Annotated in this window: 18 protein-coding genes and 1 riboswitch; of the genes, 12 read left to right on the forward strand and 6 right to left on the reverse strand. The window is 41.3% G+C overall.

The window, feature by feature from the left end; genetic code table 11:
- The first annotated feature begins 402 nt into the window (after nucleotides 1–402).
- Nucleotides 403–963 carry a TetR/AcrR family transcriptional regulator gene (locus J580_RS04975; protein ID WP_032003287.1) on the forward strand — a complete coding sequence of 187 codons (561 nt, stop codon included), beginning with the start codon at nucleotides 403–405 and terminating at the stop codon, nucleotides 961–963.
- A 59-nt stretch (nucleotides 964–1022) separates the two neighbouring features.
- On the opposite strand, the gene J580_RS04980 is transcribed toward J580_RS04975, so the two are convergent.
- Together J580_RS04980 and yddG are read right to left on the reverse strand one after the other, a co-directional pair.
- Nucleotides 1023–1454 (reverse strand): SRPBCC family protein, encoded by a 432-nt coding sequence (locus J580_RS04980; RefSeq protein ID WP_002114206.1) that lies wholly within the window; start codon nucleotides 1452–1454, stop codon nucleotides 1023–1025.
- Nucleotides 1455–1584: 130 nt separating this feature from the next.
- Nucleotides 1585–2517, reverse strand: a complete 933-nt coding sequence (gene yddG, locus J580_RS04985; protein ID WP_032003288.1) for an aromatic amino acid DMT transporter YddG — start codon at nucleotides 2515–2517, stop codon at nucleotides 1585–1587.
- A 204-nt stretch (nucleotides 2518–2721) separates the two neighbouring features.
- On the opposite strand from yddG, the gene J580_RS04990 reads away from it, so the two are divergent.
- The 5 genes from J580_RS04990 (at nucleotide 2722) to uca (ending at nucleotide 10402) form a co-directional block, all read left to right on the forward strand.
- Complete coding sequence (locus tag J580_RS04990) at nucleotides 2722–3672, forward strand: 3-hydroxyacyl-CoA dehydrogenase NAD-binding domain-containing protein (protein WP_032003289.1); 951 nt, start codon at nucleotides 2722–2724, stop codon at nucleotides 3670–3672.
- A 238-nt stretch (nucleotides 3673–3910) separates the two neighbouring features.
- Nucleotides 3911–5074, forward strand: coding sequence for a zinc-dependent alcohol dehydrogenase (locus J580_RS04995; RefSeq protein WP_017402877.1), 1164 nt, complete (start codon nucleotides 3911–3913; stop codon nucleotides 5072–5074).
- 186 nt (nucleotides 5075–5260) lie between these two features.
- Nucleotides 5261–5356: riboswitch (guanidine-I (ykkC/yxkD leader) on the forward strand.
- 28 nt (nucleotides 5357–5384) lie between these two features.
- Nucleotides 5385–6125 (forward strand): urea amidolyase associated protein UAAP1, encoded by a 741-nt coding sequence (locus tag J580_RS05000; RefSeq protein ID WP_032003290.1) that lies wholly within the window; start codon nucleotides 5385–5387, stop codon nucleotides 6123–6125.
- Between the two features lie 15 nt (nucleotides 6126–6140).
- A complete protein-coding gene (locus J580_RS05005) occupies nucleotides 6141–6794 on the forward strand; it encodes an urea amidolyase associated protein UAAP2 (RefSeq protein WP_000217380.1) in 654 nt (217 codons plus the stop codon).
- A gap of 2 nt (nucleotides 6795–6796) precedes the next feature.
- Nucleotides 6797–10402 (forward strand): urea carboxylase, encoded by a 3606-nt coding sequence (gene uca, locus J580_RS05010; protein WP_032003291.1) that lies wholly within the window; start codon nucleotides 6797–6799, stop codon nucleotides 10400–10402.
- Nucleotides 10403–10441: 39 nt separating this feature from the next.
- Here the strand turns inward: uca and J580_RS05015 are convergent, their stop codons facing one another.
- On the reverse strand, nucleotides 10442–10978 hold the full coding sequence (locus tag J580_RS05015; RefSeq protein WP_032003293.1) for an NAD(P)H-dependent oxidoreductase: 537 nt from the start codon (nucleotides 10976–10978) through the stop codon (nucleotides 10442–10444).
- Between the two features lie 93 nt (nucleotides 10979–11071).
- On the opposite strand from J580_RS05015, the gene J580_RS05020 reads away from it, so the two are divergent.
- The 5 genes from J580_RS05020 to J580_RS05040 all read left to right on the forward strand — a co-directional run bounded on the left by J580_RS05020 (nucleotide 11072) and on the right by J580_RS05040 (nucleotide 15024).
- A complete protein-coding gene (locus tag J580_RS05020) occupies nucleotides 11072–11425 on the forward strand; it encodes a winged helix-turn-helix transcriptional regulator (RefSeq protein ID WP_032003294.1) in 354 nt (117 codons plus the stop codon).
- 191 nt (nucleotides 11426–11616) lie between these two features.
- Complete coding sequence (locus J580_RS22850) at nucleotides 11617–11742, forward strand: hypothetical protein (RefSeq protein ID WP_004702496.1); 126 nt, start codon at nucleotides 11617–11619, stop codon at nucleotides 11740–11742.
- Between the two features lie 4 nt (nucleotides 11743–11746).
- Complete coding sequence (locus J580_RS05030) at nucleotides 11747–12181, forward strand: CopG family ribbon-helix-helix protein (RefSeq protein WP_031966497.1); 435 nt, start codon at nucleotides 11747–11749, stop codon at nucleotides 12179–12181.
- Between the two features lie 12 nt (nucleotides 12182–12193).
- Complete coding sequence (gene atzF / locus J580_RS05035) at nucleotides 12194–14005, forward strand: allophanate hydrolase (protein ID WP_032003295.1); 1812 nt, start codon at nucleotides 12194–12196, stop codon at nucleotides 14003–14005.
- Nucleotides 14002–15024 carry an ABC transporter substrate-binding protein gene (locus J580_RS05040; RefSeq protein WP_032003296.1) on the forward strand — a complete coding sequence of 341 codons (1023 nt, stop codon included), beginning with the start codon at nucleotides 14002–14004 and terminating at the stop codon, nucleotides 15022–15024. The genes atzF and J580_RS05040 overlap by 4 nt, the downstream gene beginning before the upstream one ends.
- A 51-nt stretch (nucleotides 15025–15075) precedes the next feature.
- Here J580_RS05040 and J580_RS05045 read toward each other — a convergent pair whose 3' ends face one another.
- The 3 genes from J580_RS05045 to J580_RS05055 form a co-directional block, all read right to left on the reverse strand.
- Entirely contained in the window at nucleotides 15076–15957 is an 882-nt protein-coding gene (locus J580_RS05045) for an ABC transporter ATP-binding protein (protein WP_032003297.1), read from the reverse strand.
- Nucleotides 15957–16901, reverse strand: coding sequence for an ABC transporter permease (locus J580_RS05050; RefSeq protein ID WP_032003298.1), 945 nt, complete (start codon nucleotides 16899–16901; stop codon nucleotides 15957–15959). The genes J580_RS05045 and J580_RS05050 overlap by 1 nt, the downstream gene beginning before the upstream one ends.
- Before the next feature lie 95 nt (nucleotides 16902–16996).
- Nucleotides 16997–17395, reverse strand: a complete 399-nt coding sequence (locus J580_RS05055) for a hypothetical protein (protein ID WP_032003299.1) — start codon at nucleotides 17393–17395, stop codon at nucleotides 16997–16999.
- A 144-nt stretch (nucleotides 17396–17539) separates the two neighbouring features.
- Here J580_RS05055 and J580_RS05060 point away from each other — a divergent pair, with 144 nt between their 5' ends.
- Nucleotides 17540–20707, forward strand: a complete 3168-nt coding sequence (locus tag J580_RS05060; protein ID WP_032003300.1) for a type VI secretion system Vgr family protein — start codon at nucleotides 17540–17542, stop codon at nucleotides 20705–20707.
- Nucleotides 20708–20712: the final 5 nt, after the last annotated feature.

A 20712-nucleotide genomic window follows, 5' to 3' on the forward strand; every position in this document is an offset into this window, starting at 1 on the left:
TTCGTAGCGGTAGGACGGAGGAGGGACGCCTTCGGGCGTGCCAGTTCCTAGATGACTGGTCTGCTAACCCTTCTTCGTTCTGCCACCATAATCATTTAGCAGTGATCTGGTAGAACTTCTATTTCATCTAGGAGTCCACTATGCGTACTAATTCTTCTCAATTTTTGGCCTTTGCCAAAATCTCTCTATTCATATCGTTTAAACAATTTGTAAATCGGCTTAATCGACTCTAGGTTTTTACGCCTAAACATCGTTACGACTAAAACATAGCAACAATAAACCCGAGATAGGCGAGCACACCTTTAGTGCCGCTTTTGCATGCCTGTTTTTAGCACTCAATTTAAGAGTGACGGCACTTCTATCTCTTTCACATACAACAAAAAATTATTTTAAGCGGTATATATGAAAAATTTAGAATCTTCATTTAGAGCACTCAGAGTGCTGCACACAGCAAAAGATTTATTTACTCAAGATGGATTTAACACGGTGGGGGTTGACCGAATTATTGCAGAAGCTCAAACCTCCAAAGCCACTTTTTATAATGCTTTTCACTCAAAAGAAAGACTCATTGAGAGGTGCCTCATTTTTCAAAAAGATGCCCTCAAAGACAAGGTAATTTCGATTCTCTATTCTTACAATGAACTTATGGTGCTCGATAAACTTAAGCAGATTTACCTTCTACATACCAATTTAAATGGCCTTTATTATTTGCTATTTAAGGCAATATTTGAAATTAAAACGCTCTATCCAATGGCTTATCGCATTGCGATTGAATATAGAACTTGGCTTGTAAATGAAATTTATAAACTGCTTTTAACAGTCAAAACTGAGGCTTCAGTTGACGATGCACGGATGTTTTTGTTTATAGTGGATGGGGGAATGATTCAGCTTTTAAGTAAAAACCAGACAAGTGAGCAAGACAAGTTAGTAGAGTATTTTTTATTAATGATGTCTAAGAGATAGCCCCAATAGTCATCAAAACAAAAAGCCCGTGATTGGGCTTTTTATTTTTGGCGTGGCGATTAAAACTTAAGTTTTTTAAGTCCGCGACTCACACCATTTTGTAGAGCGGCTTTAATAATAGGGCCAATAAAAGGAACGCGACCTTTAAAGCTAATGGTGTAATCTAAACGCGTACGATTATTTCCCAAGTCAGTAAATTTCATGACACCACGGTGACCTTTAATTGGGCTAATGCCGCTCGTAATTGCATATTCAATCAGTTCATTTTCTTTGTAGACTAAATTGGTTTCTACAAATGAAGGGGTCAATGGAATAGACATTTTGCGTGCAGAGCCAACCCCATTACGAGCGTCTTTTCCGTTGCTAATGCGAGTCACTTTAGCAGGAGCAAAAAGTTTACTTAAGTTTTCATGCTCACTTAAAGTCGCAAAGACCTTATCTACGGGTGCATCAAATTCTTGTACGATGTTGATTTTTTGAGTTTTTAACATCTTATTCCCTCTAGAAATTATTTTGACATTGGTGATTGTCAGAATTTGGATGTTAACACGCTTTGGGTAATGGGGGAATTCTTCTTCGTCGGAGTTATTATGAGTCTGAAAAAAAAGCATCGCGATATATCTACAATGCTTTTTGGCCTTTTCTTAATTTTTTAAAGAAAGGCTGAATCACAGACCAGTTGGTTGAAACCCAGCAAATAAAGGAACCAGCCGTCACCATTGCTGTTCCTTGCCAAAAGCTCATTGAAAGTTGAGTTTGTAAAACAAACATCGCCAAAATAGACGAGATAATCGGGGTGAAATAAGAGGCCATCACAAGCACGGTAATGTTTCCATGAATGATGCCAATATTCCACGCGGCATAACCAAAACCCATGGCAGCAGAAGCAACTAAAAGGGTGAGGAGAGCTGGAATATCCATTGAAGGGATGGCAAAGTGCCCCGACACAAGCAGCTTGAACCATAGAGTGAGCGCGACACCAACAAAGAAAATGGAAATTGGATTTTGCCCATTACTTAATTTTTTGGTGAGTACACAGTAAAAAGCCCAAATGATGGCGCCTGCAAATGCCAAAATATAGCTGAGTGGGTTGCTATGAAAATTATCGACAAGACTATTTAGACTAAAATCACCGCTACCAGTTTGAATAAAAATAATGCCGAAAATTGAAAGCATTAGACCTAAAATAATAAGGAAATTAAACTTTAATTCCTTAAAAATAACAAAAGCTAAAACAGTTAAACTCGGCCACAGATAGTTAACAATACTAATTTCAATTGCTTGCCGTGCTGTCTGAGAATAAGCAATCGCAAATGAAAAGCACACCTCATAAGCCACGAACAGGATTGTGCCAAATATTAAGTATTTTTTAGAGATCTGCTTAAAGTCTGGAACTTTGAAAATGGCAAGCAACAGTAGCGCACTTAAAGAATAAATAAAGGTAACACCTAGCTCAGGTCCAATGGCGGCACTGACTTGTTTCATCAGACCGACCAGAGATGCCCACATGAGAATGGCGCTTAAACCAATCAATGTTGCTAGATTTTTTGACATAAAATTCAGTAAATAACGGTTAAAAAAATGGTAAAAGATTAAGTTGTACTAATGAAAGGAAACAATTTTCAAGCTAAGGAATATAGGACAAATTATATAAAATATAAACAATTAAATTTATTGATTGGTTGAATCTGCTATGTTTATTTAGCATTCATATGAGTTAAGAAATTTCGAATAAAACAACATTTGTACGAGGAAAATATGGAAGTCATTAAAACGGTTGGTGTTGTTGGAGCGGGTGTAATAGGTGCAAGTTGGACGGCCTTATTTTTATATAAAGGATTTAAAGTTAATGTTTACGACCCGTATCCTATAGATGAAGCGGTCTTTAAAAAAAGAATATCTGCAAATTTAAATGATTTATTGGCTTTAGACCAAAACGCTGAACCAAGTTATTCTCAGCAAGATGTACTGCTTCATCTGGAAATTTTTAATAATTTAAAAGATGCAGTTTCAGATGTAGATTTTATTCAAGAAAATGCCCCTGAACGTCTGGATGTGAAACAACAGCTGTATCAAGAAATCACAGCATATTGCCCTGAACATACCATTATTGCTTCAAGTTCATCGGGCTTAAAAGTGTCTGATTTTCAAAAAGAGGCGCAACATCCTGAACGTATTTTATTAGGTCATCCTTTTAATCCACCTCATCTTTTACCTTTGGTCGAGATCGTTGGCGGTAATTTGACTGATCCTCAAATTTTAAAACAGGCTTCTGAGTTCTATAAACAGCTGGGCAAGAATCCAATCGTTTTAAATAAAGAAGTAAAAGGGCATGTCGCAAACCGTTTGCAGGCTGCGCTATGGCGAGAAGCTTTTTCATTGGTTGAACAAGGCGTGTGCTCTGCCGAAGATGTCGATGTCGCGATTACCAGTGGGCCGGGTTTAAGATGGGCGCTCTTTGGTCCTTACATTAATATGCAGCTTGCCAACCAAAAGGGCTTTAAAGAAGCAATTCATCATTTAGGCCCACCAATGACAGAATGGTGGAACGATATGCATGCATTTCAACATTCAGACGAGACAACAGAATTATTGGAAGCAGAAACTAACCAGTTATTAACACAATATAAAGATATCGATTTATATCAAACCAGAGATAAAGGCCTGGTCGATATCTTAAAGCTCAGACAACAACTTAAGTTAGATTGAGTCAAATTTTGAAGACAAAGCCAGTCATTTTATTGCAGAGATGATTGGCTTTTTTTGTTGGGGTAAATAACAAAAACATCCCTAGCAGAAACAATCCTATATTCATTAAATGTTACTGAAATTCCTATCGCGTTGCATTTGAACTATATGCCTTACGTGAAAAGTAAGAATCGTTGCAAACCGTAAAGAAAGCCTCCTCATAATCAAAGGACATGATAGAAAATAGAGGAATAACAATATGCGCGCTCTAACTTACCACGGTGCCGAAGATGTTCGAGTAGAAACAGTAGCAGACCCTATTATTCAAGAACCAGATGACATTATTTTACGCGTGACTGCCACAGCGATATGTGGCTCTGATTTACATTTATACCGAGGCAAAATCCCTAGAACCGAACAGGGCGATATCTTTGGGCACGAATTTATGGGTGTGGTTGAAGAAGTCGGCCCAGCCGTCACCGCAGTGAAAAAGGGGGATCGTGTCATTGTTCCTTTTGTAATTGCCTGTGGCGAATGTTTCTTTTGCCAACTAGACCTGACCGCTGCTTGCGAAACTACGAATACAGGGCGCGGTGCAATTATTAATAAAAAGCAGATTCCACCAGGTGCGGCTTTATTTGGCTATAGTCATCTTTACGGCGGTGTACCGGGCGGGCAAGCGGAATATGTGCGCGTGCCAAAAGCCAATAAAGGCCCTTTTAAAGTACCCACTTCATTATCAGATGAAAAAGTACTTTTCTTGACTGATATTTTACCGACGGCTTGGCAGGCAGTGACCAATGCCCAAGTGAAGCGTGGCTCGACCGTTGCAATTTATGGTGCTGGTCCAGTCGGACTGTTAAGTGCTGCTTGTGCCAAGATGCTCGGTGCTGAAAAGATATTTATGGTCGATCACAATGACTATCGATTGAATTATGCAGCGGCAACATACGGTGCCATTCCAGTGAATTTTGACGAAGTCGATGCTGCCGAATTTATTATTCAACATACTGACAATTATCGCGGTGTTGATGCTGTGATTGATGCAATTGGTTTCGAGGCTAAAGGCAGTGTGATTGAAACAGTCCTAACCAATTTAAAACTAGAAGGTTCAAGTGGTGCAGCACTGCGTCAATGCATTGCTGCGGTTCGCCGTGGTGGGGTGGTTAGTGTACCGGGTGTATATGCAGGCCCGATTCATGGTTTCTTATTTGGTGATGCTTTTGATAAAGGCCTGACTTTTAAAATGGGACAAACCCATGTGCATCAATATTTGCCGCAACTCTTAGAATTGATTGAGCGTGGCGAATTAACACCTGAAACGATTATTACCCATCGAATGAAATTAGAAGATGCCGCAGAGGGTTACCGCATTTTTAATGAAAGAGAAGAGGACTGTCGTAAGGTGATTCTGCTTCCTTAATACGCTCTCTTATAATTTAGTCTTAAGCCTCTTAGTGAAAGGGGCTTTTTTATTTTGAAATGCACAACTTTTAGTGCAGCTTTTTACTTTTTATTTTAAACCGCACCCAAATTGCTCAAATTTAGTATTACTTTTAATCAAAAACGTAATACTAAGCTGGCATGTCCTTTGCATAGTTATAAACAATCAAAAGTGATCTAGGGTTCCGATACTTCATGTATGACTGGACCGAGAGTTCACGGTTCCTAGCGAACTACACGGAGGGATAAAAGCCCGGGAGGAAGTCTAAAACTATCCGACAGGAGTAGCTATGAACACTGCAAATTATCACAACAATCAGGCGATTTGGACCGAACTTTTACCCGGAGGACATCACTGGTCGGGCCGTATTCAAAAGGGAACCATTCTTAGATTTAAATCACTTGGCGCGCAAGCAAACGTTTCTTTGTTTTGTGTAAATGCTGCCGATGTGCTTGAACGTTTTAACATGCCTGACAGTTTAAAAGGGCAACACACAGCCTATTTAAAAGCATCCAATGTACTCTATTCAGACCTTGGTCGTGTCATGGCTTCCATTGTTCATGACGATCATGGTTGGAATGATGCGCTTTGTGGCCCGAGCCGACCTGAGCAAATTGAAAAGCAATTTGGTGCGCGCACATTTCAAGATGCCCGCAATGATATGTACCAAAACGGCTTAGACAGTTTACTCATTGAAATGTGCAAATACGGACTTGCCAGCCAAGACCTCAGTGCCGCCGTTAATTTATTTTCTAAAGTTGCGGCAGATAAAAATGGCGCTTTGTCATATGTCAGTTCTGATAACACCGATCAAACCATTGAATTGCGTTTTGAAATGGACTGTCTGCTATTTTTATCTGCCGCGCCGCATGGTTTAGACACCAGTTCATGCTATCAACCTGCCGATATTCAACTCAGTTTATTTAAAGCCAATTTACTAACAGACAGCGATATTTGTCGTGATGCGTGTTCGCAAAATCAGCGTGCGTTTCAAAACACAGCCCGCTACTACGCGCTTAGCAATATTTAAATCAGGAGAAGCATCATGACAGTTTTACAATCATTTGAAAAAGCAGTTTTAAATGAAGTTTGTCCTGCGGGTGAAGCGTGGATGTGCGAGGTTAAAAAGGGCCAATATTTTCGAATTATTGACCTGGAAGGAAACCAAGCGGTCGATACTTTGTTTATGAGTGCCGAAAATCCAACTGAGCGTTATAGCGCAATGGACACTTTGGCCATCAACCAACAAATCTATTTAGAAAAGGGCACCAAGCTCTATAGTAACTTTGGCCGTCCAATTGCCGTTATTCATGATGATAACTGCGGGCGCCATGACACCATTGGCGGTGCCTGTTCATGTGAAAGTAATACAGTTCGCTATGCACATGAAACGTATCCTATGCATAGTTGCCGTAACAACTTTATGTATGCCTTGGCAAAACATCCGATTGCAAAAAAGCATGGCTTAAATGTACGTCACATCGGCCCAAACATTAACTTTTTTATGAATGTGCCTGTGACACCAGACGGTCAGCTTAAATTTGATGACGGAATTTCAGGACCGGGTAAATATGTAGAAGTTCGGGCAGAAATGGATTTAATAGTTTTAATTTCCAATTGTCCTCAGCTCAATAACCCATGTAATGCCTATAACCCAACCAAAATTCAACTGGTTGTCCGTGAAGCGGAAGGGGTGTAGGCATGTTTAAAAAAGTTCTAATTGCCAACCGTGGTGCAATTGCCTGTCGCGTCATTCGCACCCTTAAAAAACTCGGGATCGCTTCGGTTGCAGTTTACTCCGAGGCCGACCGTGATTCTCTACACGTGACTTTGGCCGATGAAGCTTTCTTGATTGGTCCTGCACCTGCGCATCAAAGCTATTTAAATATTGAAAAAATCCTTGAGGTTGCAAAACAGTCGGGAGCAGAAGCCATTCATCCGGGTTATGGTTTTTTGTCTGAAAATGCCGAGTTTTGTGATTTGTGTGAAAGCCAAGGTATCGCTTTTATTGGTCCAACTTCAAGCCAAATGTTCGACTTTGGTTTAAAACATACTGCGCGTGAACTCGCTATTAAAAGCAATGTACCTTTACTTCCGGGCAGTTCACTACTTGCCGATGAAGCCGAGGCCTTAACCGAAGCAGCACGTATTGGCTATCCGGTCATGCTGAAAAGTACCGCGGGCGGTGGTGGTATTGGTATGCGTCTGGTCTGGAATGAAACTGAATTAAAAGATGCCTACCAAACCGTATCTTATTTAGCGCAGGTCAATTTTAAAGATGCGGGTTTGTATTTAGAGAAATTTGTACAACATGCACGCCATATCGAAGTACAAATTTTTGGTGATGGGCAAGGGCAAGTTTTAGCGTTGGGTGAGCGTGATTGTTCGGTACAACGCCGTAATCAGAAGGTGATTGAAGAAACACCCGCACCACATTTAAATGAACAGCAACGCGACTATCTTCAAAAAGTTGCGATTCAACTCATGCAGTCGGTGAACTATCGCTCGGCGGGCACAGTTGAGTTTGTCATGGACACCGAAACCCAAGAATTTTATTTCTTAGAAGTCAACACGCGTTTGCAAGTCGAGCACGGCGTGACTGAGCAAGTGTTTGGTGTGGACTTGGTCGAGTGGATGGTTACCTTGGCAAGCGGTGACTGGTCAGCACCGACTGAAAAGTTAGAGCCAACAGGACATTCCATTCAGGTTCGTCTTTATGCCGAAGACCCAATTAAACAGTTCCAGCCGAGTGCAGGCTTACTCACACATGTTAAATTTGACCCGCAAGCGCGAGTCGAAACATGGGTAGAAACAGGTTCAACGGTGTCATCTTTTTATGATCCAATGATTGCCAAAATCATTGTGACTGCTGCAACACGGGACCAAGCCATAGAGGCAATGAATGCTAGTCTTGCAAATACGCAAGTCGCAGGCATCGAAACCAATCTGGAATATTTGCAAAACATTATTGCTTGCGATGTCTTTGCTTTGGGTACTCAAACCACCCGATTTTTAAATACGTTTGAATGGAAAACTCAAAAAATTGAAGTATTGCAGTCTGGTATTCAAACCGCAATTCAAGACGTAACAGGTCGATTAGGTTATTGGGATGTCGGTGTACCGCCATCAGGTGCTATTGATCCACTCAGTTTAACGGTGGCAAACCAGCTTTTGGCCAATGAACCAAATACGGCAGGGCTTGAATGTACCTTGCAAGGGCCAACTTTAAAGTTTCACTGCGATAGCCAAATTGTCATTACGGGCGGTGATATGCCTTCAAAACTTGATGGTGAACTTGTGCCGATGTGGCAAACCGTCAATGTAAAAAAAGGCCAAGTTTTAAAATGTGGGCTTATCCGTTCAGGTTGCCGTAGCTATATAGGTGTGAAAGGTGGTTTTGATGTTCCTGACTATTTAGGGTCACAGGCGACTTTCACTTTAGGGCAGTTTGGTGGATATGCAGGTCGTAATTTATTGATTGGCGATATGCTGCCGATTACTGAATATTCCGCTCAATCGACTACAGCTTTAGCTCAAGCGCAAATTCCTAGCTTTACCCAAAACTGGGAAATTGCAGTCATGTATGGGCCACATGGCGCACCAGATTTTTTCACCAAACAAGATATTGATACCTTCTTTTCCAATGAGTTTGAAATTCACTATAACTCAAGCCGCACAGGCATTCGCTTAATTGGACCAAAACCTGAGTGGGCGCGTGAAGATGGCGGTGAGGCAGGCTTACATCCTTCCAATATTCACGACAACGCTTATGCGATTGGGGCAATTGATTTTACCGGCGATATGCCAATTATTTTGGGGCCAGATGGTCCGAGCCTAGGTGGTTTTGTCTGTCCTGCGGTAGTGATTCATTCCGAGCTTTGGAAAATCGGGCAGCTTAAAGCAGGCGATAAGGTCAAATTTGTACCTGTGAGTTATACACAAGCGAAAGCACTCGATCAAAAATATCATCAAAGCTTAACCACAACTGATACAACGCTAATCAATTTTAATCCAGCTATTCAAGCAGAACCCGACACTTTAAAAGATGCCGTTCTGGCAACTTTAGAAGGTGAAGCTGACTTACCAAGCGTGACCTATCGACCAGCAGGAAATAGCTATTTGTTGGTGGAATATGGTGAGTTAGTACTTGACCTAAATTTACGCTTCCGTATTCATGCACTCATGCAATGGGTCAAAGATCAAAACATTCAGGGTATTATCGACTTAACACCGGGTATTCGTTCACTACAAATTCATTTTGATTCAATCCAGCTCGATCAACTTGAGCTTTTACAGAAACTTCAACAAGCAGAAGCCGAGTTACCCGATATTCAAAATATGCAGGTGCCTTCACGAACTGTCTATTTACCTTTAGCTTGGGAAGATTCACAAACTCAACTTGCCACCGAGCGCTACACACAAATTGTTCGACCAGATGCGCCGTGGTGCCCAGATAACGTCGAGTTTATTCGCCGTATTAATGGCTTAGCTTCTAAGCAAGCGGTTAAAGATGTGGTCTATAGCGCAAACTATTTGGTGATGGGTTTAGGCGATGTGTATTTAGGTGCACCCGTTGCGACGCCGCTCGATCCACGCCAACGTTTAGTCACCACAAAATATAACCCTGCGCGAACTTGGACACCTGAAAATGCGGTCGGCATTGGCGGTGCGTATATGTGTGTGTACGGTATGGAAGGGCCGGGTGGTTACCAGTTTGTTGGTCGTACCACTCAAATGTGGAGTCGTTATCGTAAAAATGCCGACTTCGAAGATGGCAAACCGTGGTTATTACGCTTTTTTGACCAAGTTAAGTTTTATGAAGTTTCTGAGGCTGAACTTCTGCAAATGCGAGAAGACTTTAAGGCAGGTCGTCTACAACTTCGTATTGAAGATGGTGTGCTTAACTTAAAAGAATACAACGAGTTTTTAAAAACACATCAAGACAGAATTCAAGCCTTTAAAGATACACAGCAAGCTAACTTTGAGGCTGAACGCCGCCGTTGGCACGAAGCGGGCTTGCAAGAATATATTTCTGAAAGCCTAGATGCTGTTGATGAAGGCGAAACAGTGGTTATTCCTGAAGGAGGCTGTACAGTCGAATCACACATGCCGGGGTCAATCTGGAAAATTGAATGTGCATCGGGTGATATTGTTGAAGAAGGTGCAACCCTTGCGGTAATTGAGGCAATGAAAATTGAAATTCCAATTATTGCGCCCGAACGTATGAAGGTCGAAACCATTACCATTGAAAAAGGGCAAACCGTAAAAACAGGACAAGTGCTATTTACCTTAGCACCTGTCGCTTAAACTAAAAGAGAGCATCGATATTGATGCTCTCTTTTTTTATTATGCTTCGGTCAAATGCTTTAATACTTTATGACTATGTTCAACAGCTTCTAATTTAATTTTCGACTCTGGGTTACCTGATAAAGGCGAAACGTCATAAAGCAAGTAAGTGGCGCTTAACTGCATTTGTGTATATTGAATTGAATATTGAACCGCTTTTAAAAAACTATCCGCTAAGTTTTCTCGGTCATTCACCATATCGGCTTCTTTTTGCCCGACTGTCATACTAATAATGACTTTTTTATCTTTTAATTTATCGCCTTGAGAGCCATAAGCAAACTGATAAGTAAAAACTTCATCAAACCATAACTTCAAAATTGCCGGCATATTAAACCAGAACATTGGATATTGCAGAATGATGGTGTCATGGCGTAGCAACGCTTCTTGTTCAGCACTCACGTCAATTTGGTAGTCTGGATAAAGCTGAAAAATATCTCGGACTTCAAGGTCCGGATAGGTTTTTATAAGTTCATTCACTATCGTTTTATTTGCAATTGATTGAGCGTAGTAGGGATGGGCCAAAATAAGTAAAGCCATAATAATGCCTTGTAGCTATAAAAATCATAGTCACTATAATTTTTATAGTATGGGTGTACAATAACTATCAAAGTTGATAGGTGGCGTTTAAAAATGGCAAATACTGGAAATAAATGTGAAATCACCATGAATGGAAAAACCTATCCATGTCATATCAGTATGGCTATGGATTTGGTGGGTGGAAAATGGAAAGGCGTTATTTTGTATTATCTAAAAGATGGGCCAAAACGTTTTAATGAAATCAATCAATTAATGCCAACCATCACAGAAATGACCTTAAGCCTTCAACTTAAACAATTAGAGCAAAGTGGCTTAATATCTCGAACCGTTTATGGTGAAAAAGCACCGATTAAAGTGGTTTATGAAATGACCGAATTAGGCCAGTCTTTTAAGCCTGTTTTAGAGTCTTTATCAGTATGGGCGCATACAATGATTAATCAGTCATAAGATGAAAAATTAACTTTTTAAAAATATAAATATTAGCCCTATCCCTGTGCATGGGGCTTTTTTTTGCCCAAAAATCACTCATAAATTTCTGTCAAGCCTATCAAAACCATGTTTAAAAACTGGCACATTTTCTGCATCTCATATCAGTAATACAAAAACTGAATTTGGTAATACCAAGCTAGAGGTGCGATATGAACGATGTAAAACCTGTGGTTCAACCAAAGCCAACTTTAAAAGCCTTTTTAGTCGAATTGCTCAGCGTACGCGCAGGCGTATATATCAAGCAAAACAATCAGCTGCCTAAAACAAAAGGATAAGACTGTGGCAAAACAAAAGCTTGCTCGAATCAGTATTACCGTGCCTGAAACGACACTTAACGCACTCGATCAAAAAATTGTCGAGCAGAACTATGAAAGTCGCTCGAAAGCCATAGTCGACATGATTAATAAACACCTGATTGCAGAGCAAGCACAGGCCAATGAAGTCATGGTAGGCACGTTGACGCTGCTTTATGACGCTAGCCAAATGACCTTGCGTAATCAATTGGTCGATTTACAACAACAGTTTTTAGCACAGGTGATTAGTTCACTTCATATCCAGCTCGACCAACAAAAGATATTGCAAGTCATGTTAATGCAGGGCGCAAGTTCTGAGCTTAGACAAATTAGCCAGCAATTTATTGTGTTGAAAGGAGTGATTAAAGGGCATTTAGAACTGATGGATGCCGTCATGCCGCCTATACAGCAAAATGACTAAATGAGGAGTAGCGTGTTGAAAAATTTATGGACAATTCAAGACTGGAAAACAGCATATCAAAACGGGCAAATCTATCTTGCAGATCTGATTGGCTATGTTGCAGAAATTAAAAATGATGATAGTGCGTGGATTGAAATTGCATCGAACGAGCAGATTCAATCGCAAATTGATATTTTAAAAGACCAGAATATTGCTGACTTACCTTTATATGGTGTGCCATTTGCAGTTAAAGACAACATTGATGTCGCTGGCTTTCACACGACTGCTGCCTGTAAAGAGATTCAATATTTAGCTAAGCAAGACGCTGCCGTAGTTGCCAAGCTAAAAAAAGCAGGGGCGATTGTGGTTGGAAAAACCAACCTCGATCAGTTTGCAACGGGGCTGGTTGGTGTTCGCTCTCCATACGGTGCAGTAAAAAATAGTTTTAACCCTGAATATATTAGCGGTGGGTCAAGCTCTGGTTCTTCAGTGGTGGTTGCCAACGGCATTGTGCCTTTTAGTTTGGGGACTGATACGGCGGGTTCAGGTCGTGTTCCTGCGGGCCATAACAATATTGTGGGTCTTAAGCCGACAAAGGGCTGGTTTTCTACCACAGGTTTAATTCCTGCATGTCGCACCATTGATGTCATTTCTATTTTTGCGCTGCATATTGATGATGCTTGGACAGTTGCCAATTTAATGCAGGGCTACGATGAAACGGATGAATATTCACGAGTACATCCAGCCAATGTACCAACTCAATTTTCTAAACAAAAAATTGCCATTCCTGCACAGCTTGAGTTTTATGGTGATCTTGCATCTGAAAAAGCCTTTTTGGTGGCAATTGAGCGCGTTAAAAAACTGGGCTATGAAGTTGAGAGTATTGATTTCAGCGCGTTTAATGAGCTTGCTGCCGCACTGTATAACGATGCTTGGGTGGCAGAAAGAACAGTCGCCGTTGAACGCATGACAACACGTGAAAAGGCTCATCCTGTTATTGCTCAAATTATTGCGCAGGCAGATAAATTCAAGGCAACAGATGCGCTTCAAGCCGAATATAACCGTGCCGTTTTGGCTCGAAAAATTAATTTGGCATTACAACCTTTTGATGGATTGATGGTTCCGACAGCACCAACCATTTACACCATTGCCGAAGTTGAAGCCGACCCATTGACTAAAAATGCGCACATGGGGGCCTATACCAACTTTGTCAATTTTGCCGATCTTTCGGCTTTAGCTTTACCAAATGTACTCCGTGAAGACGGCCTACCAAACGGCGTAACCTTTATTGCACCAGCTTGGCACGATCAGGCACTGGCCAATTTTGCGCAGCTTTGGCAAGCCGAAACATCGCTGAATTTAGGTAAATCAACTCAACATTATCAACAAAGTATAGAGATCCAATCGAATCATTCAGTACAGCTTGCGGTGGTAGGAGCGCATTTAACAGGCATGCCCCTTAATTTTCAGCTGACTAGCCGCAATGCAACTTTGCTTAAGAAAACCCAGACCGCAGAGACTTATAAGCTCTTTGCCTTAAAAAATACCACGCCGCCAAAGCCGGGGCTGCAATGTGATGCAGCAGGGACATCAATTGAAGTGGAAGTGTGGGATGTTCCTTTAGCAAATTTTGGAGCCATTGTGGCTGAAGTACCTGCACCACTTGGTATTGGGAACTTGAAACTAAAAGATGGAACATGGGTCAAAGGCTTTATTTGCGAAGCTTACGCCATTCATGATGCAACCGATATTAGCCATTTTGGAGGCTGGCGAGCTTATATACAGTCACTCAATCAAACCGCTCAAAGTGTTGTTAGTAAAAATGTTGGGGAAGTTTCTATATGATTAAAAAAGCGTTGTTATCCGTATCTATTTTATCGGCAGTTGTATTGGGTGGGTGTGACAATACAGCTAAAGTGCCTGAGGCTAAACAAGACGCTCAGGCATCCACAAATACAAAACCAATCACTATTGGCTATAGCGATTGGCCGGGCTGGGTGGCTTGGCAAGTGGCTATTGAAAAAGGCTGGTTAAAAGAAGCAGGGCTAAATGTAGAGTTTAAATGGTTTGATTATTCCGCATCGCTTTCGGCTTTTTCGGCAAATCAGCTCGACGCTGTGTTGGTCACCAATGGCGATAACTTGGTAACAGCTTCGGGTGGTACGCAAGGCATGATGATCATGGCAACGGATTATTCCGCGGGCAATGATGTCATTATTGCAAAAGAAGGCATTAATACCATTCAAGACTTAAAAGAAAAATCAATCGGTGTCGAAAAAGGCTTGGTTGACCATCTTTTATTGGCAACTGCTTTGTCCGATCATAACATTAAAGCGAATGAGGTGAAGCTGGTAAATTCAGCGACGAACCAATTACCTCAAGTGTTTAATAGCCCAGATATTTCCGCGATTGCTGTTTGGCAACCTGTTGCGGGTCAGGCATTAAAAGCCGTAGCTGGTTCTAAAATTATCTATACCTCTAAAGACAAGCCGGGTTTAATTTATGACACACTGACCGTCAACATGAGCCATTTAACAGCTCATCAAGAAGAATGGAAAAAAATCATTCAGGTGTGGGACAAAACAGTTAAATATATTAATGACCCTGCAACTCATGCCGATGCAGTTAAAATCATGGCAAACCGTTCAGGGGTCGACCCAAAACAATATGAATTAATGGTCAGTGGTACACATCTATTAGATATCAATGCCAATAAAAAGGTATTTGCTAAATCAGATGGTTTCGGCTCGATTTATGGCTCGACCTATCACGTTAATAAATTTAACGTTGAAAACGGGATTTATAAAACCGAACAAAATGTAGATGGGCTGATTTATCCAGCACTCATAGAACAGCTCAAATAAGCCTAGTAAATAAAAAAGCCCAAGATGAACTTGGGCTTTTTAATGTGTTTCTTATTTTTCTGTACTGACCTGAGTCATACGCGGAATTTTTGGTAAGTCTTGTAAAGCTGGGTCAAGCTCATCTTCTTCAGCGTGAACTAAATAATCTACCCGTAAACGGAGCTGTTTAAACTCAGGGGTACTCATTAAGTCGAGTGAGCGTGGACGCGGCAAATTAACTTCAATAATTTCCTTAATTTCACCGGGATTGGCTTTGAGTGCCACAATTCGGTCTGCCAGTAAAATGGCTTCATCCATGTCATGGGTCACAAAAATAATCGTGATATCAATGTTTTGCCATAAATCCATTAAGTGCTTTTGCATTTTTTGGCGAGTATGTGGGTCGAGCGCACCAAAAGGTTCATCCATAAGTAAAATTTTAGGTTGATTAACTAAAGCTCTAGCAATCGCAACGCGCTGTTTCATGCCACCAGAAAGTTGGTGTGGATACTGATTTTCATATTTTTCTAAACCAATAATATTGATCCATTCGCGTGCTTGAGCTTCGGCTGTCATTTGACTAGCGCCGCGCATTTGCGGACCAAACATTACGTTTTCTTTTACAGTTTTCCACGGAAAAAGGGTATAGCCCTGAAACACCATGCCGCGTTCAGGGCATGGACCCGTAATGCATTCGCCGTCTACTAAAACTTCTCCACTATGGTACGGGTCTAAACCTGCGATAACACGGCTTAGTGTCGATTTGCCGCAGCCCGAAGGACCAATTACACAAATAAATTCTCTTTTATGAATTTTTAAATCGAGTTTATTTAACACAGTGCGTTCGCTGTGACCATGCTTAAACACTTGGCTCAGTTGTTTAGCTTCTAAAATAACAGGACGTTCATAAATTTTTTGAAAGTATTCATGCACGTTAAATGTTGAATCGTTCATTATTTTGCTCCTACTTTCCAAGTGAACATCCGCTCACCTAACTTCATTAATAGCCAATCACAGATCAGGCCAATCACCCCAATAATCAAAATAGCTGCATAGACATTGTCAAAGTTTTGATAGCGCGCCTGTTGGGTAATAAACCATGTAATACCCGAGGTCGTACCAATCAACTCCGAAACAATTAAATAGGTCCATGCCCAACCTAATAGCACGCGTAAATCACGGTAAATATCAGGTAAGGCCGCAGGAATCACCACATGAAATAAACTTTTGAGCTTATTGGTACCAAGCGTATAGCCAGCTTCAATTAAGCTTCGATCTACCATTCGTGTGGTATTGGCAATAATGAGAATTTGCTGAAAAAGTGTACCAATCACAATAATGGCAATTTTAGGCGCATCATTAATCCCTAAAATTGCTACTGCAAGTGCACCAAAGGCGGGAGCGGGTAAGTAACGGAAAAACTCAACAAACGGTTCTGTTAACAGGGATATCCGCTTAGAAAAACCACACAAAATACCCAGTGGAATTCCAATCAATGAAGAGATAAAAAAAGCTGAAAATACCAGTTTAATACTGTGCCATAAACTTTGATGAAACCACGGCGAATCAGGTTGTTCAGGTGGCGTGGTAAATGCGGTGACCAAAGCCCTAGCGACTTCATGGGGAGCGGGTAAATAAATCGGATTGACCAAAATACCTTGTGGTGGTGCAGAATTTCGATTGACTGCATTTTGTGCTTCGAGATAGAACACATTTTTATCAATGCGACTTCCTACTTGTAAGTAAGCAACACTTCCCGAACTCGTGATTTGTACTTGAGGATGCCAAACAAAAGGTAAGTAACTGATTGCGCACCAAAGACATATTGGAATAACGAAAGAACAAATACTGAGAATCAGCTTGTTCTTTCGCGTAAATTCCTTTGCAACATAACCCATATCGAGAGCTCCCCATTTTGATCAGTATTACGATTTTCATAAAACGTAATATTGTTAAGCAAAATAAGTGCCATCTTTAAGGTGCTCTAGATGACTTAAGACGAGGGAACTAAAGTTTCATGTAAATACACCCAAGAACATTTTTTATCTTCTACTCTAATGCAGGCCGTAGAGGTACGTACTGTCTCGGTTTCATCAGTTTGCTGATGTTCCTGATATTGCACCCAACAATAATTTTCAAATTCGTATAAAGCTGTACTCTTAATAATGTCGATTTTTAAAGAGGGTTTCTTTCCCATATTTTGACTAAATAAGCTTTTAACTTCGGCTAAACCAATACTCTGACCTTGAACCGTAACCATCTTAAAATTTTGATCAAAGTTATCTAAAAGTGGGCTCAGGCTTTGTTCTGCATTTTTTCCTGTAAATACATTTTCTATTAAAACATGTAGGTCAATGACACTTTGAATGGCTTGATCCATTTGTTTAGACATGGGTTTTCTCCTTTAAAACCTTACCTTTGTTTTAGATAAACTAAAAAGTATGTAAGTTAAGGGAAGATAAGCTATTTTATATAAATAGACAATTCTGTCTGTTTTTTATAAAATATCGATGATTATGACTCAGTTTTTATAATAATGATGTCCCATAAAATATTTCAAATTTTAAATAGTTTAGGGTTGGTCGCACAGAACCGCGTTCTTCATGTGCAATTTTCCAACGCATCATTAAACAATCAAGTCTTCTTGCAACGCATTGAGGGCGAACATACCCTCAACCAAGGTAGCGTTGCTGAGTTACTGTGTCTGTCGACAAACGCGCATATTGCATTAAAACAATTTATTGGCTGTCAGGTTGCTGTCGATCAGGTGACGGACACAGGCCAGTTTTTTAGAACTACAGGCATTATTACCGAAGCGAGCCAAGGGCAAAGTGACGGCTCACTCACCATTTATAACCTTACCTTAAAAGACCCAACTGCACTCTGGCATAAACGCCGCAATAGCCGCGTGTTTATGAATAAAAGCGTGCGCGATATTAGCGAAATTCTGTTTAAAGAATGGCAAGGCAAAAGTCCGTTATTTGCCTCAAGCTTAACCTTTGATACAGCAGGCTTAACCAAAGATTATGATGTGCGTCCGTTTGTGATGCAGTCAAACGAAAGCGATTATGACTTTTTAACCCGTTTGTGGCGTAGTGAAGGCATTAACTGGTTAATCGATGAATCACAGCTTTTTGTCGCTGACCCGAAGGCTTCCATTCAGCCACAAGTGTTACGTTTAATTGATGATAACCAAAACTATCAGGCGCTTGAGCGCCGTAGCCTACGTTACCAACGCAGCAGTGCGACAGAACAGTTCGATACCATTACCCAAGTCAAGGCAGAGCGCCGCTTACAACCGACTTCGGTTCATGTGCAACGCTGGCAAGCCGATGCCCTACAACAAGAAGAAGGCAGTGGCAGCGTACAAGGCACGCAAAAGCACAGCGAAAACTATGATAATGCTAGCCTGAATCTTGAAGATGCATGGCACGTTAGCCCAGCGTGGATGCAGGACCCAAAAGGCGAAGATCAAGCCACAGCTTCAGGCAATAGCCAGATTGAACAGCTTAACCAGCACATAAATGCTTATCATCACCTGAGCTCTAAACAATTTACCGTTTCAGGTAACGTCCGTGATGCACAGGTAGGTTACTGGTTTGAGCTGAATGACCATCCAGAACTCGACCAACATGACAGTGTCGACAAAGAGTTTTTAATCTTAAGCAAGCACTACTATAACCAGAATAATTTACCGAAAGAATTACAGCAGCAACTTGAGCGTCTGTTGCCAAAAGACAAGCTCAAGGCAGCCGAACTCGACAGCCAAAATCCTGAGCAACGCCACTTTGCTGAACTGAATGTCGTTCGTCGCAACATTAAAGCTGTGCCTGAATATAACCCACTAGAGCACCGACCAGCAGCTCACCCGCAGCGCGCTAGAGTGGTGGGGCTGGAAGGAGAAAGCATTCATGTCGACCAGTGGGGACGTATTAAGGTCCGCTTCCTGTTTACCAGAACTGACGACCATAGCCATGACGGTGGAGCGGGAAGTAACGACAATGACACTGACTCGGCTTGGGTCGATGTGCTGACTCCGTGGGCAGGTGCAGGTTATGGCGCACGCTTCTTGCCACGTGTTGGTGAGATTGTTGTCATTGACTTTTTTGACGGCGACATTGATCGTCCATTTGTAGTCGGGCGCATTCACGAAGCTGAATGCCACCCAACGCAGTTCGACCAGAAAGGTCAATTACCTGATACTAAAAAACTCAGCGGCATCCGCTCAGAAGAATTCGACGGTAAGGGCTTTAACCAACTCCGTTTTGATGACACGACAGGCCAGATCAGTGCCCAGCTACAAAGTAGTCATGCGGCCAGCCAACTAAACCTCGGTAACTTAAGCCATCCAAAAGACAAGGCTGAAAGTGAAGGCCGAGGTGAAGGTTTTGAGCTACGAACAGACCAGTGGGGGGCGGTAAGAGCTGGCAGTGGCTTACTCGTTAGTACCCATAAACAAGACCAAGCTCAAGGTGTACACCTAGATGCAAATGAGGCTAAACAACAAATCGAAGGTGGCCTCAACAATGCCAAGGCACTCAGTGAAGTTGCTAAAAATCAGCAAACTGATCCATTGGAAGTTCTTGAGAACTTAAAAACGTTTATAGAACAAATTGAAGAAAAAGATCAAGATAAAGCTGCCGCTTTTAAGCAAGCCTTGATGATATTAACCGCACCTAACAGTATTGCTCTAGCCAGTAATGAAGACATTCACCTCAGTGCAGATGCTCAGTTAAGTCAAACTGCTGGTGATAGCATTAACCTGACCACTCAAAAGAACCTGATTGCACATGCCCAAAATAAAATTAGCCTTTTTGCAGCTCAAGAAGGTGCAAGACTTTATGCAGGCAAAGGTAAGGTCGAGATACAAGCACAAGGTGATGGAGCAGATTTAATTGCCCGTAAAGCTGTTCAGATTATTTCAACAGAAGACAAAATTGAAATTAGTGCTTCTAAAGAAATCGTTATCACGGCGGGTGGCTCTCAAATCAAGATTAATGGCTCGGGAATTTTCCCTGTCACTGGTGGCAAGTTTGAGGTAAAAGCTGGGCAGCATTTGTTTATGGGGGGAGGAAGTGCGAATTTTAGTTCTTCACTACCGCCTCCACCAAAACGTGGGCAAGGTGTACTTGAGCTTTTGCATGACTATTCACATGGAGCATTTGTTAAAGGGGCTGGTTATACCGTAACTGATAATTTGGGCAAAGTCGTTAATGGAAAGCTAGACGATAAAGGATTTGCTCGTGTTTCTGGTTTGGCAACGGGTTCAGTGAAGGTTCTATTTGATCCAGATCCTCGTAATCCTTGGGATGAGGCAAGTGATTTTAAACGCAAGGTAGAGTGGCCAAATCAAAATGATGCAGAAGGAAGCGTTGGTATTGCATCTGGCAATAAAGGGTTAACCGAAACATTGAAAAATGACTTTAAAAAGTTGAGTCAACTTGCAGACAATGTGAAATCTGTACAGCAGAAGATTGAATCGGTTAAAAAAATTAAAGATCAAGGTGCTCAAGCATTACTACCAATGGCGATTGAACAGGTTTTAGGGGGGAGTGATGGATCTAAGTTAAGTCAATCATTTGTTAGTCAAAATAGCTTTATGCCTTCAAGTCAGCAGAGTAATCCACTCCGAATGTTGACTCAAGCAAGCTCTGACAAAACAGCAATAACAAAAATCCAATCACCTTTTGAAACGTTTGTATAATTTGA

Origin of the sequence: Acinetobacter sp. 1542444 (assembly GCF_000581835.1) — a bacterium.
Lineage (GTDB): Bacteria > Pseudomonadota > Gammaproteobacteria > Pseudomonadales > Moraxellaceae > Acinetobacter > Acinetobacter pittii.

Bases quoted from the DNA above. Each gene is read 5' to 3' on its own strand.
- J580_RS22850 (WP_004702496.1), top strand. From the start codon at position 11,617: ATGAACGATGTAAAACCTGTGGTTCAACCAAAGCCAACTTTAAAAGCC.
- J580_RS04980 (WP_002114206.1), bottom strand. From the start codon at position 1,454: ATGTTAAAAACTCAAAAAATCAACATCGTACAAGAATTTGATGCACCC.
- J580_RS04975 (WP_032003287.1), top strand. From the start codon at position 403: ATGAAAAATTTAGAATCTTCATTTAGAGCACTCAGAGTGCTGCACACA.
- J580_RS05045 (WP_032003297.1), bottom strand. From the start codon at position 15,957: ATGAACGATTCAACATTTAACGTGCATGAATACTTTCAAAAAATTTAT.
- J580_RS05055 (WP_032003299.1), bottom strand. From the start codon at position 17,395: ATGTCTAAACAAATGGATCAAGCCATTCAAAGTGTCATTGACCTACAT.
- J580_RS05005 (WP_000217380.1), top strand. From the start codon at position 6,141: ATGACAGTTTTACAATCATTTGAAAAAGCAGTTTTAAATGAAGTTTGT.
- J580_RS05015 (WP_032003293.1), bottom strand. From the start codon at position 10,978: ATGGCTTTACTTATTTTGGCCCATCCCTACTACGCTCAATCAATTGCA.
- uca (WP_032003291.1), top strand. From the start codon at position 6,797: ATGTTTAAAAAAGTTCTAATTGCCAACCGTGGTGCAATTGCCTGTCGC.
- J580_RS05050 (WP_032003298.1), bottom strand. From the start codon at position 16,901: ATGGGTTATGTTGCAAAGGAATTTACGCGAAAGAACAAGCTGATTCTC.
- J580_RS04995 (WP_017402877.1), top strand. From the start codon at position 3,911: ATGCGCGCTCTAACTTACCACGGTGCCGAAGATGTTCGAGTAGAAACA.
- J580_RS05040 (WP_032003296.1), top strand. From the start codon at position 14,002: ATGATTAAAAAAGCGTTGTTATCCGTATCTATTTTATCGGCAGTTGTA.
- J580_RS05060 (WP_032003300.1), top strand. From the start codon at position 17,540: ATGATGTCCCATAAAATATTTCAAATTTTAAATAGTTTAGGGTTGGTC.
- J580_RS05000 (WP_032003290.1), top strand. From the start codon at position 5,385: ATGAACACTGCAAATTATCACAACAATCAGGCGATTTGGACCGAACTT.
- J580_RS04990 (WP_032003289.1), top strand. From the start codon at position 2,722: ATGGAAGTCATTAAAACGGTTGGTGTTGTTGGAGCGGGTGTAATAGGT.
- J580_RS05020 (WP_032003294.1), top strand. From the start codon at position 11,072: ATGGCAAATACTGGAAATAAATGTGAAATCACCATGAATGGAAAAACC.
- yddG (WP_032003288.1), bottom strand. From the start codon at position 2,517: ATGTCAAAAAATCTAGCAACATTGATTGGTTTAAGCGCCATTCTCATG.